The following is a 13,189-nucleotide window of genomic DNA, read 5'->3' on the forward strand; positions in this document are numbered from 1 at the left end:
AGTATACACGTAAACTCCTTGAAAAGAAGAATGCTTTTTCTAAGTGCGATGTCAATCTGACGAAGTGTTACTTGGGACTGCGCTTACTCGCCCCACCGAAACCATTGTCCTGTGGGAAGAAAGGCATAAGGGAGACCCCACATTGCGGGACCACGAGTAGGCTCACCAGCCATACGCGGCAAGGCAGACACTGTGAGGTCTCTTCGAACAGATGTATGTCGCCCCTATGCTCGGATGTAAAAGCGAAATGTATACTGGCTGCGGAATACAATTAACAACAAATTCTTAGGTAACATCCAATTTCTTATCGAGGGAGGAATTAGCATGGAAGTACCACAAATACGAATGCAATCACAGATGGCGAAGATAAGTATATCGACTCAGCCTGCTATGCAAGAGATACATCAACCAAAAGCAGATTTGTCCATTCAACAGCCACATGCAGAAATATCAATGCAAACAACTCCTTCAAAACTTACAATAGATCAAACACAAGCATGGGAAGATATGAACCTAAGAAGTGCATTCAGGTTAACAGAGAAATTGGCGCAAGATGGACAACAAGCAATCGCTGAGGGAACAGGAAGACGGGCATCCCAAGGTACAGAACTAATGAAAATTGAAAACAAGGGGAACCCTTTGGTTAGTCAAGCATTTCAAAATGCTTATGAACCACCGCGTTCTCTTGGAATAAAGTTTATACCTTCTCTACATGCAGTTAAGATAAATTACGAACCATCTAAAGTAGATGTTAATGTAAAACCAAATAAACCTATTATAGAAACTCGAGTTAATAAGCCAGAAATAAATTACGTACCAGGTTCTGTTGATATTTCAATGGCTCAACATCAAAATTTAGAGATTGATTTTGTCAATTTATTTTCAAAATAAGAAAGGGTGACAAGCATGAACATACAAACTAAATACTTAGGGGAACTAGAGATTACTGATAAACAAATTGTACAATTCTCATCTGGTTTACCTGGATTTTTAGATGAAAAAGAATTTGTATTACTAGATATACCAGGTAATCCTATTTTTCAATTTCTTCAATCGGTTCATTCCAAGGATTTAGTTTTCGTGGTAACTAATCCTTATCATTTTTATAAAGGATACCGTTTTGAATTAGATGAGACTACAATTGATGCATTACAGATCGAAAGTGAAAAGGATGTCGTTGTATTAACAATCGTGACATTAAAGGATCCATTCGATGCCAGTACAATCAATCTAAAAGCTCCATTAATCATTAATCAGCATAAATTGCTAGGGAAACAATACATCCTAAATTCGGATGAGTATGATAGTAAGGCTTTCATTCAACCTCCTTCTGCGGAGAAGGGAGTGTAGTTATGTTAGTACTTACACGAAAACTTAATGAATCTATTCAGATTGGTGATGAAATAGAAATTAAGGTTTTAGCAATTGAAGGGGATCAGATTAAGCTAGGAATTGCTGCTCCTAAGGCAGTTGAGATATATCGTAAAGAAATTTATATGGATATTCAAAATCAAAATAGTGAAGCTGCAAATTTGTCTGTAGATTTATTAAAATTACTCCATCAAAAAAATGAATAGCAAATACTTAACTATATGATTAATTAATCCGATATAAGAGAAAAAGCTTGTGAGGAGTTGCATGGGGATGCGAGTAGAATCTATCACAGTTGTATCACAACCCTTGCAAAACAGTGACACTAGTAAAATTACATCAGAGAACAAATCTGTGATGCAAGAAACTCATAATAATAAGCAGATGGAAGATACAAATGGCAATCAAATTAAAAGTGCCGTTGATCATTTAAATGACTTTATAGAACCACTTAGAACAAACCTTAAATTCGAATTTCATGAAGAGCTTAATGAATATTACGTGACAGTCGTAAATCCGAATACAAATGAGGTTATAAAGGAAATCCCCTCTAAAAAAATACTTGATATGTATGCAGCAATGGGAGAATACATGGGTTTCCTAATTGATAAAAAGATATAAAAAGAGGTGTTGTAAAATGGTAATGCGTATAGGCGGTTTGGCTTCTGGTATTAATACAGATGAAATAATACAAAAATTAATGACTGCAGAAAGAATGCCATTAGACCGCATGGAGCAAAACCGTACATTATTAGAATGGCAACGTGACGGTTACCGAGAAATCTATCAAAAGCTTTATGAAATGGATACGAAATTAATTTTAGATATGAAAAAGAGTAGTACTTATAATTCGAAGTCAGTGAGTTCTTCGAATGAGAGTGCTGTTACGGCTACTGCTAGTAGCAGTGCACAAAATGGATCCTATAATATTGAAGTAACAAATCTGGCATCCTCTGCAATAAAAGTTGGAGGAGAAATTTCATTTAATCCGAATACCCCATTAAACGAATTAGACGTACCAGTAGAACCAGGAATAGTTACCTTCCAAACATATGACGTGGAAAAAGGTGAAATGGTCAAACATGAGGTTTCTATTGATGCTGGTGATTCTTTAAATGATATTTTAAAGGAAATAAATAATGATAAGAGTAATAATGTAAGAGCATTCTATGATGAACAGTCGAAAAAAGTTATTTTCGAAACAACAAGGACTGGAAATTATAATGGTCAAGGTGATGAAATTATTTTTGACAGTGATTTTTTCAACACAACATTAAATTTTAACGGTGTGACTGAAACCGGTGGAACAGATGCAGCATTTAAATATAATGGAGTAGATTTTACATCTAAGTCTAATACCTATTCATTGGGTGGAGTTACTTTTGAATTTAAGAATGTTACAGAGACAGGAAAAAAGGTTAGCTTAACCGTAGACAATAACGTTGACGCAGCATTCGATTCCATTATGAAATTTGTCGATAAGTACAATGAGATTGTCGATTTAGTTAATAAGTCCCAAACCGAAGAAAGATACCGTGATTATAAACCATTAACGGAAAAGCAAAAAGAGGAAATGGAAGATAAGCAAGTAGAGCTTTGGGAAGCGAAAGCAAAAAGTGGTATCCTTCGAGGGGATTCTATTTTAACTAGTGGGCTATTTGATTTACGACAAACATGGTATTCTTCTGTTGATACTGGTGGAGAGGTTACAACTTTAACTCAAATAGGTATTTCAACAACAGCAGATTATATGAACGGTGGAAAGCTTAAAATTGATGAGGGTAAACTAAAGGAAGCTTTACGTGAGAATCCTGATGAAGTATATAAGCTCTTTTCAAATAATACGGAAGACAAAAGTGACCCAAGTCGCGGGTTAATTAATAAACTAGAAGACTCTGTTGAGTCGATGATGAAACGAATTGAAGAACGTGCCGGTAAAACAACAAGTTCACTAGATAACTATACATTAGGAAAACGGATTAAGGATTTAGATACGAGAATGTCAGACTTTGAGGATCGTCTATTGCGTGTGGAAAGTCGCTACTGGAACCAGTTTAATGCAATGGAACAAGCGATATCACGATTGAATGCACAATCAGCACAGCTCTTCTCACAGTTTGGTGGCGGAATGTAATCCAATATTTCTACAAAGGAGTTTTACCTTATGGCTTTAAATAAACCATATCAAGCATATCAAAATAATGCTGTTAATACTGCCTCCGGCGGTGAATTAACACTAATGCTTTATAATGGGTGTAATAAGTTTATTAAACAAGCAATTCGAGATATCGAAGAAAATAATATTGAAGCAAAAAATACGAACATTCAAAAGGCTCAGGCTATTATTCAAGAGTTAATGATTACATTAGATCAAGAAGTCGAGATTTCTAAGCAAATACTGCCACTTTACGATTTTATGTATCGACGTTTAATGGAAGCAAATTTGAAGAATGATATCGAGATTTTAACAGAAGTACAAGGGTTTGTGGTAGACTTTAGAGATACTTGGAAGCAAGTCATCTTAAAAACAAGACAAAAACAATATGCACAAGGTGAACATGTATAATGAATCGTATCCAGCCAATATTTGAGATTACGGAAGATATGGATAAAATCCTCAGCGGCGATATGACTAATAATGATCGCCAACGAGTAATAGAAGAAATCAATACATTACTAATAAAAAGAGACAGCTATATGGAGCTTATTTCTGAGCCGTATTCGGATGAAGAATTGGCTCTTGGTAAAAAGCTTCTGCCTACTAATCAAAAAATTCAACAAAAAATGAATCTATTATTTGCTGAACTAAAAACAGAAATGAAGCAAATGAAAAAACAAAAGAATTCCAATCGCAAATATACAAATCCATACGAAAATGTTCAAACGATTGACGGCATGTTTATGGATAAAAGAAAATGATAAAAAGGGATGCCCTAAAATCTGGGACATCCCTTTTGAAAAATTACTGTAAATGCTAGGTAAACCTCCTTATATCAGACGATTTCAGTGTTTTACCTACTTAACGACATAAAATGTTAATAATTTATTAAAGTTTAAGCAGGAATTTTATAGGTAAACATAGTATACTATATATAAAGATACATGAAGGAGGACACTTTAATGAAATTCAACATTCGTGGTGAGAATCTAAAAGTTACGGAATCAATTAGAGAGTACGTAGAGAAAAAGATTGGTAAACTCGAAAAATATTTTGAGAGTCCTATAACCTCAGATGTACATGTGAATTTAAGTGTCTATAATGATAAGCAACGTATCGAGGTAACGATACCAATGTCAGGCCTTTTATTACGAGGCGAAGTAGAACATACAGATTTGTATGCAGCAATTGACCTAGTTGTTGATAAATTAGAAAGACAGATTAGAAAATATAAAACAAAGGTTAATCGTAAACCTCGTCAAAATAATATACCTAAATTCGTAACATCTAATTTAGCAGAACAGTTAGACGAAGAATCAGATGATATCGAAATTGTAAGAACAAAGCAATTTGATTTAAAACCAATGGATTCTGAAGAGGCAGTTCTACAAATGGATATGTTAGGTCATGCATTTTATGTTTTCCAAAATGCGGCTTCTGGTGATACTAACGTTGTTTACCGTCGTAAAGATGGTAAATACGGTTTAATCGAACCTAAATAATAAAATTTGACGAATAAATATACTAACGGGCGATCTCATAAATGGGATCGCCTTTGAAATTTTCGTATACGGATAGATGGTATAGCATAACAATGTAGTTGGCATATAGATTTAAGTAGTGTTATTATTTAATATATAATAATAGATATGAGTTTAAAGAAAATGGATAGTGAACCTATTATCATGAGACTTTAGTAATAGCGAGTAAGAGATACAGGATTAATGATAATCCGCATTGATTCACTATTGGACCAGAGGAGCGTAACGATGGCAGGTTTTCTAAAAAAATTATTCGATGGTAATAAAAAAGAATTAAACCGAATTCAAAGTATGGTGGACCAAATTGAATCGTTGGAGCCAGATATTGAAAAATTAACGGATACACAATTAATGGAAAAAACAGAAGAGTTTAAATCCCGCTTTGCTAATGGCGAAAGCTTGGATGACTTAATGGTTGAAGCATATGCGGTAGTCCGTGAGGCTTCTAAAAGAGTATTAGGGATGCGTCCATTCGCTGTACAGTTAATGGGAGCAATTGTACTTCATGGCGGTAATATTGCAGAAATGAAAACAGGGGAAGGTAAAACATTAGCTTCCACCATGCCAGCATATTTAAATGCCATTGCCGGTGAGGGAGTACATATCATCACGGTTAACGAATACTTGGCGGATCGTGACTCAAAACAAATGGGTCAATTATTTGAATTCTTAGGCCTAACTGTTGGCTTAAATACCAATGGGATGTCTAAAGAACAAAAACGTGAAGCATATCAAGCAGATATTACGTACGGTACTAATAATGAATTTGGTTTTGATTATTTGCGTGACAATATGGTTCTTTACAAAGAACAAATGGTTCAGCGCCCATTGAACTTTGCAATTATTGATGAGGTCGATTCCATTTTAATTGATGAAGCTAGAACTCCATTAATTATCTCTGGATCTGCGCAAAAATCAGCTTCATTATATACACAAGCAAATTCGTTTGTTACAACATTAAAGCTTGAAACAGATTACACATACGATGAAAAAACAAAAGGTGTACAGCTAACAGAAGAGGGAATCAATAAGGCTGAGAAATACTTTAACATAGAGAACCTTTTCGATTTAAACCATGTAACCCTGACACATCATATTGGTCAAGCATTGCGTGCACATGTTTCGATGCATCGTGATACAGATTATGTGGTAGAAGAAGGTGAAGTTGTCATCGTCGACCAATTTACTGGTCGTTTGATGAAAGGTCGTCGTTATAGTGATGGATTACACCAAGCGATTGAAGCCAAAGAAGGCCTGAAGATTCAAAATGAAAGCATGACACTTGCTTCGATTACATTCCAGAACTTATTCCGTATGTACAATAAACTTGCTGGGATGACAGGTACTGCGAAGACAGAAGAAGAAGAATTCCGCAGCATTTATAATATGGGTGTGGTTGTAATTCCAACAAATAAACCAATTGCTCGTGATGATCATCCAGATAAAATCTACAGTACCATTAATGGTAAGTTTAAAGCTGTTGTAGAAGATATTAAGGAACGTAATAAAGCAGGTCAGCCTGTACTTGTCGGTACGGTAGCAGTGGAAACATCCGAATTAATTTCTCAGTATTTGAAAAAAGCTGGGGTTAAGCATGATGTATTAAACGCAAAGAACCATTACCGTGAAGCAGAAATAATTGAACATGCCGGTCAAAAAGGTGCTGTTACCATTGCAACAAACATGGCTGGTCGTGGTACCGACATTAAGCTAGGAGAAGGAGTTTTAGAGCTTGGTGGTTTAGCGGTAATTGGTACCGAACGCCATGAATCTAGACGAATCGATAACCAGTTGCGTGGACGTTCTGGACGTCAAGGAGACCCAGGTATTTCTCAATTCTATTTATCCATGGAAGACGAATTAATGCGTCGCTTTGGCTCTGACAACTTAAAAGCCATGATGGACAAAATGGGAATGGATGATTCTCAACCAATCGTAAACAAATTTGTCTCCCGTGCAGTTGAATCAGCTCAAAAACGTGTAGAAGGTAATAACTATGATGCACGTAAAAACGTTTTAGCATATGATGACGTATTACGTGAACAACGAGAAATCATTTATAAACAACGCTTTGAAGTAATTGATGCGGAAGGCAATGAACTTCGCGCAATTATTGAGAATATGATTAACTCCTCACTTCAGCGTGTTATAAACACCCATACACAAGATGACGATGAAACGAACTGGGATTTACAGGCTATCGTAGATTATGTTAATGGTAACCTATTAGATCAAGATTCATTATCTGTGGATGACCTAAACGGTAAAGAAACAGAAGAAATTCAAGAGCTTGTTATGGAAAAAGTTAGAGTGAAGTATAATGAAAAAGAAGAAGAACTTTCCGAAGAGCAAATGCGTGAATTTGAAAAAGTTATCTTACTAAGAACAGTTGATACAAAATGGATGGATCATATTGATCAGATGGATCAACTTCGTCAAGGTATCCATTTAAGAGCGTATGGACAAAATGATCCACTACGTGAGTATCAATTTGAAGGATTTGCGATGTTTGAGGGCATGGTAGAAAATATCGAGGATGAGGTTGCTCGTTATATTATGAAAGCTCAAATCCGCGATAATCTAAAACGTCAGGAAGTAGTCAAGAATACACAAGCTGTTTCTGGCGGGGGCGAAGAAAAGAAAAAAGTTCGTAAGCCTTATGTGAAGAAGGAAACTGTTGGAAGAAATGATCCTTGCCCATGTGGCAGTGGCAAAAAATACAAGAATTGTCATGGTCAGTAAACCTTAACTAAACACTCCCAGCATGCTGGGAGTGTTTTCATGCCAATGTTAAAAAGTGAAACTGGATTAAACAAATAAACTATTTTTAATAATAACCTAGAGGTGACATGATGGAATTTAGTGAAATTAGACATGAATTAGACAATATGAATAACCGCATTGCGGATTTTAGGGGGTCTCTTTGACTTAGATGCAAAGAAGGCTCGCATACAGGAATTAGAGCACGATATGACGGCACCTGGATTTTGGGATGATCAAAATGCTGCTCAAACTACTATCAATGAAGCAAATGGCTTAAAAGGGTTTGTAAATAGCTTTGAAGAAATTGTTAATCGCCATGAGGATTTAGAGGTAACCTATGAGCTAGCCAAAGAAGAAAATGATGCAGAGTTACTTGCTGATTTAGAAGAAGAGCTTGGTTCATTGAAAAAAGACATTAATGATTTTGAATTACAAATGTTATTAAGTGAACCGTATGATGCGAATAACGCAATTTTAGAATTGCATCCAGGTGCTGGTGGTACGGAATCACAGGACTGGGCAAGTATGTTACTTCGAATGTACCAACGCTGGGCAGATCAGCGTAATTTTTCGGTGGAAACATTAGACTATTTACCAGGAGAAGAAGCAGGGGTAAAGAGTGTTACATTGTTAATTAAAGGTCATAACGCCTATGGTTACTTAAAAGCTGAAAAAGGTGTACATCGCTTGGTTCGCATTTCCCCATTTGATTCTTCTGGCCGAAGACATACTTCTTTCGTTTCATGTGATGTTACACCTGAAATGTCTGAAGACGTGGATATTGAAATTCGAAGTGAAGATATTAAGGTTGACACGTATCGTGCGAGTGGTGCCGGTGGACAGCACGTTAATACAACTGACTCTGCCGTAAGAATTACGCACATTCCGACAAATATTGTAGTTACATGCCAAAATGAACGTTCCCAAATAAAAAACAGAGAAGCAGCCATGAAGATGTTAAAATCAAAACTGTATCAATTAGAAATTGAAAAGCAACAACAAGAACTTGCGGCCCTTCGTGGAGAACAAAAAGAAATAGGTTGGGGCAGCCAAATTCGTTCCTATGTTTTTCATCCTTATTCTATGGTAAAAGACCATCGAACAAACGTTGAAATAGGAAACACCCAAGCCGTAATGGATGGAGAACTAAATCCATTTATTGATGCCTATTTACGATCGCAAATTTAATGTGAATTAACTTAAAATGTCCGTACCAATAATGGTTACGGGCATTGTTTGATTGAAGGACTAATAGGAGTGCTTTATTACATTATTTTGGCAGGGTATCTCGGTTAAAATGAGGAATGAGAGCACTTTATACATCATTTTGACAAGGAACCAGGGTAGAAATGAAGAATAAGAATGATTTTTTCTATTCATAAAAGAAATTGAAATGTAGATGATCCATTTCAACTTGTTTAGACTTGTCCAATATTGGGAAAAGCTATAAAAGAATTAATAATTTTGTCAAAAAGTCTCATCAGGCTAGATAACTCCTCATGTTTAACCAAAATATGGCAAATCTGTGACTAGTATATTTTCAATTAAAGGATATACTAAGAATTGACAAGTAATTCTAAACAAGGATTGGGGGATTTCTCAATGAAAAAATGGTTATTAGCTATTCTTTTTGGAATAGCATTAGTTCTAGGTGCTTGTGGTGGCGACGATAATGGTGACGACAACGGAGCAACTAGTGATTCTGGTCAAGAAAGTGGCGAAACAACGACAGCTTCTGCAGAAGATATCTATGAAACAAACTGTGCATCTTGTCATGGTGCTGACTTATCTGGTGGTGCAGGTTCAAATCTTACTGCAATTGGAGCAGACTACTCTGTTGACGAGTTAAAAGACATCATTGCAAATGGTAAAGATGGTGGAATGCCAGCATTCAGTGGGAGACTATCTGATGATGAAATACAAACATTAGCAGATTGGTTAGGCGAGAAAAAGTAATTAATCGTTCAAAGGTTTAGACTGTACAAACAGTTTAAGCCTTTTTATTTTGTCTAAAATAAGACTTTTCTCCTATAATCATTTTTAGCTACCATAATTCTACAAATCTCAACAATATTTTCACCTTTGAAATATAAATGTAATATTTTTTTGTCAAAAAAAGTTGTTGAAAGATGTTATAATGAATTAGAAACTCGAACAAAATAAGTCTTTTTGACTAATTTATGTAAAAGGTGATAAAACATGATTTTAATGAAAGATATATATAAAACATATGGAAATGGTGTCACAGCTTTAAATGGTATTAACGTCGAAATTGAACAAGGTGAATTTGTTTATATTGTTGGACCAAGTGGTGCTGGTAAATCATCATTTATCAAATTAATTTATCGTGAAATTAAACCAACACGCGGTTCATTGCAGATCAACAATAGGGACATTAGTGAATTAAAGGAAAAAGAAGTTCCTATGCTACGTAGAAATATTGGCGTTATCTTCCAAGATTTCCGTCTTTTACCAAAACTATCAGTCTATGAGAACGTTGCATTTGCTCTAGAGGTAATAGAAGAGTCTCCTCGTAATATTCGTAAACGAGTAATGGAAGTATTAGATCTAGTAGGTCTTAAGAACAAATCACGTTTCTTTCCAAATGAGCTATCTGGTGGGGAGCAGCAACGTGTTTCTATTGCACGTGCTATTGTAAATCGACCAAAGATAGTTATCGCTGATGAGCCAACTGGTAACCTTGATCCAGATACATCATGGGAGATTATGCGAGTATTTGAAGAAATTAATAACAGTGGGACAACCATTATCATGGCTACACACAGTAAAGAAATCGTAAACACAATTAAGAAGCGTGTAATTGCAATTGAGGATGGCTTAATTGTAAGAGACGAACAGCGAGGTGATTACGGTTATGAAAGCTAGAACAATAAAAAGGCATTTTCGTGAAGGTTTTAAGAATATTGCACGTAATGGTTGGATGACAGTAGCTTCAGTCGGTGCAGTAACTATGACACTACTTTTAGTTGGTGCATTTCTTGGTCTAATTTTGAATTTAAATCATATGGCAGAGAAAATCGAAGACGATGTAGTCATAAAGGTTCTTATTGATTTAGCTGCAGATGATGAAGATGTTATTGCACTTGGTAAGGAGTTAGAGAAAGTTCCAGGTGTAGAAAATGTTATTTTTTCATCCAAAGATGAAGAATTAAATACTTTAATTGATAGCATGGGTGAAGGTGGAGAAGTTTGGGAGTTATATGAACAAGAAAATCCATTAAACCATGCTTACATTATTAAAGCAACAGACCCACATGATACAGATGGAATTGCTACTGAGGTTGCAAAACTAAACGCAGTTGACTCAGTATCTTATGGACAAGAAGTTGCTCAAAACTTATTTAAGTTTACAGATTATGCACGAACAGTTGGTATTATCCTGATTGCTGGTCTAGTATTGACCGCTATCTTCCTAATTTCTAATACCATTAAATTAACAATTATGGCAAGAAGTACTGAGATTGGGATTATGAAATTAGTAGGTGCTACCAATAGTTTTATTCGTGGGCCATTCTTTGTTGAAGGCCTGCTACTTGGAGTACTTGGCTCTATTATTCCAATTACAGTTGTATTATCAGGCTATAAACTAATTGAATCGAGTATTGGCGGTATTTCTTCCATTGGTTTCGTGGAAATGCTTCCGTTCAACCCATTTGCTTGGCAACTAGCTGGAATAATTCTCATAGTTGGTGCTGGTATTGGAATCTGGGGTAGTTTGATGAGTGTTCGTAAATTCTTAAAAGTTTAACGATACAACTAAAAAAATATCTGTTATCTACTGGTGCTATTATCCCCACTTACTCTTCTAATGCTTCATTTTGAATGGAAGTGGGGGTTTTAGTAATAGTTACATAGCCTAAAAAAGCTAGATTACGAGATTACTTGAAGGGCAGGGGAAACGATGAAAAAAAAGTTAGGAATATCTTTATTAATTGCCCTTATGGCATTTGGAACAGTCTCATTTGATTGGAACCTTGTTTCCGCTCAAACAGAAGAAGATATTGAGCAAGAAATCAAGGAACTAGAAAATGAACAGTTACAGCTTGGAGAGCAGAAGAAAGAAGTTCAAAACAATAAAAGTGAAACAGAAGAAAAGATTGAAGAAAATTTAAATGAACAAGCATCTGTTCAAAGTCAGATTGATTCACTTGATCAACAATTAAGTGATACAAAAGCATCTATCTCTGCAAAACAAGGTGAAATTGATGCGACAAATAAAGAAATCAATGAGCTAACTGCCCAAATTGATGAATTAACAAATCAAATTGAACAGTTAAAAGAAGAGATAGAGGTATTGTTGGAACGTATTACTGACCGTGAAGAATTACTTACCGAACGTCTACGCACTATTCAAAGAAGTGGTGGGGCCTTGAGATATTTAGAAGTACTTCTTGGTTCAAAAAGTTTCTCAGATTTTATCTCAAGAACGGCAGCAGTTAATATTATGATGGATCAGGATAAGGCAATCCTTGAATCTTTAGCGAATGATAAAAAAGAGGTAGAAAACAAAAAAGTAACTGTAGAAAGTAACAAAAAAGATATTGAGTCAAAGCGCCAAGATGTTGAAGATAATAAAGTAGCGTTAGAAGGACAGAAGAATGAATTAGTTGCACTTGAAAATCAATTAGATGAACAAATGGCTGAGAGACAAATTTTACTGGCACAGCTAGAGGAGGAACATCATCATTTAGAGCAATATGTAATTACTTTAGAAGATGAGCAACGATTCCTTGCACAACAAGAAGAAGCTGCAAAAAAAGCTCAGCAAATAGCAGAACAGCAATTGGCAGCATTATCACAAAAGACTGAAGGTACAAATACAAATGCAAGTAGTCCCAATGCAGGAACAGGTAATTTTATTTGGCCAGCTTCCGGATCGAGAACATCAAACTTTGGTTGGAGAGTACATCCAATATACTTTACAAAGAACTACCATGGTGGAGTTGACATTGGTGCGCCACAAGGTACTCCAATCTATTCATCAGGTGCTGGTGTTGGTGTTGTTAGTACTGCAGAATATCACCCTTCTTATGGAAACCATGTAATGATTGTGAATATTATAGATGGCCAAACATATGTAACTAACTATGCACATATGTCAAGTATTGCTGTTAGTCCTGGACAACAAGTTGAACAGGGACAAGTAATTGGCTATATTGGTTCAACTGGTGATTCAACCGGACCGCACCTTCATTTTGAGATTCATTTAAATCGCTATCTTGGTGTAAATCCTAACACTACAAATGCAGTAAACCCTATTAATTATTTGCCATAAATAATCAAAAGAGACATTACACAGAGTTGTGTAGTGTCTTTTATTAATTGTTAGGAAAGC

General features: G+C 35.6%; 14 protein-coding genes. All 14 read left to right on the forward strand.

The features are described 5' to 3' along the window. Positions 1–324: 324 nt before the first annotated feature. The 14 genes from TY11_RS02885 (at position 325) to TY11_RS02950 (ending at position 13,129) form a co-directional block, all read left to right on the forward strand. On the forward strand, positions 325–891 hold the full coding sequence (locus tag TY11_RS02885; protein ID WP_042142651.1) for a DUF6470 family protein: 567 nt from the start codon (positions 325–327) through the stop codon (positions 889–891). A gap of 15 nt (positions 892–906) precedes the next feature. Beyond that, positions 907–1,350 (forward strand): flagellar assembly protein FliW, encoded by a 444-nt coding sequence (gene fliW, locus TY11_RS02890; protein WP_042142653.1) that lies wholly within the window; start codon positions 907–909, stop codon positions 1,348–1,350. 2 nt (positions 1,351–1,352) lie between these two features. Then, positions 1,353–1,577, forward strand: a complete 225-nt coding sequence (csrA, locus tag TY11_RS02895; RefSeq protein ID WP_042142655.1) for a carbon storage regulator CsrA — start codon at positions 1,353–1,355, stop codon at positions 1,575–1,577. Positions 1,578–1,644: 67 nt separating this feature from the next. Continuing rightward, positions 1,645–1,992 carry a flagellar protein FlaG gene (gene flaG / locus TY11_RS02900; protein WP_042142658.1) on the forward strand — a complete coding sequence of 116 codons (348 nt, stop codon included), beginning with the start codon at positions 1,645–1,647 and terminating at the stop codon, positions 1,990–1,992. Between the two features lie 16 nt (positions 1,993–2,008). After that, the gene (locus TY11_RS02905) at positions 2,009–3,505 is read left to right on the forward strand and encodes a flagellar hook-associated protein 2 (RefSeq protein WP_042142660.1); all 1,497 of its coding nucleotides are present in this window, start codon (positions 2,009–2,011) and stop codon (positions 3,503–3,505) included. 30 nt (positions 3,506–3,535) lie between these two features. Further along, positions 3,536–3,937 (forward strand): flagellar export chaperone FliS, encoded by a 402-nt coding sequence (gene fliS / locus TY11_RS02910; protein ID WP_042142661.1) that lies wholly within the window; start codon positions 3,536–3,538, stop codon positions 3,935–3,937. After that, complete coding sequence (fliT, locus tag TY11_RS02915; RefSeq protein ID WP_042142663.1) at positions 3,937–4,290, forward strand: flagellar protein FliT; 354 nt, start codon at positions 3,937–3,939, stop codon at positions 4,288–4,290. The genes fliS and fliT overlap by 1 nt, the downstream gene beginning before the upstream one ends. Positions 4,291–4,491: 201 nt before the next feature. Beyond that, positions 4,492–5,031, forward strand: a complete 540-nt coding sequence (hpf, locus tag TY11_RS02920) for a ribosome hibernation-promoting factor, HPF/YfiA family (RefSeq protein ID WP_042142665.1) — start codon at positions 4,492–4,494, stop codon at positions 5,029–5,031. A gap of 267 nt (positions 5,032–5,298) precedes the next feature. Beyond that, on the forward strand, positions 5,299–7,812 hold the full coding sequence (gene secA / locus TY11_RS02925; protein ID WP_042142668.1) for a preprotein translocase subunit SecA: 2,514 nt from the start codon (positions 5,299–5,301) through the stop codon (positions 7,810–7,812). Positions 7,813–7,922: 110 nt separating this feature from the next. Next, a protein-coding gene (gene prfB / locus TY11_RS02930) for a peptide chain release factor 2 (protein WP_231495762.1) occupies positions 7,923–9,021 on the forward strand; the annotation gives its coding sequence in 2 pieces (ribosomal slippage) (positions 7,923–7,985 and positions 7,987–9,021; 1,098 coding nt in all). Positions 9,022–9,435: 414 nt separating this feature from the next. Continuing rightward, positions 9,436–9,789 (forward strand): cytochrome c551, encoded by a 354-nt coding sequence (gene cccB / locus TY11_RS02935; protein WP_042142673.1) that lies wholly within the window; start codon positions 9,436–9,438, stop codon positions 9,787–9,789. A 243-nt stretch (positions 9,790–10,032) separates the two neighbouring features. After that, positions 10,033–10,719, forward strand: coding sequence for a cell division ATP-binding protein FtsE (gene ftsE, locus TY11_RS02940; RefSeq protein ID WP_042142676.1), 687 nt, complete (start codon positions 10,033–10,035; stop codon positions 10,717–10,719). Then, entirely contained in the window at positions 10,709–11,602 is an 894-nt protein-coding gene (ftsX, locus tag TY11_RS02945; protein ID WP_042142679.1) for a permease-like cell division protein FtsX, read from the forward strand. The genes ftsE and ftsX overlap by 11 nt, the downstream gene beginning before the upstream one ends. A 153-nt stretch (positions 11,603–11,755) precedes the next feature. Further along, positions 11,756–13,129 (forward strand): murein hydrolase activator EnvC family protein, encoded by a 1,374-nt coding sequence (locus tag TY11_RS02950; protein WP_042142681.1) that lies wholly within the window; start codon positions 11,756–11,758, stop codon positions 13,127–13,129. The last annotated feature ends 60 nt before the right edge of the window (positions 13,130–13,189 follow it).

This window comes from Paucisalibacillus algeriensis, assembly GCF_000577245.1.
In the GTDB taxonomy this organism is placed as follows: Bacteria; Bacillota; Bacilli; order Bacillales; family Amphibacillaceae; genus Ornithinibacillus.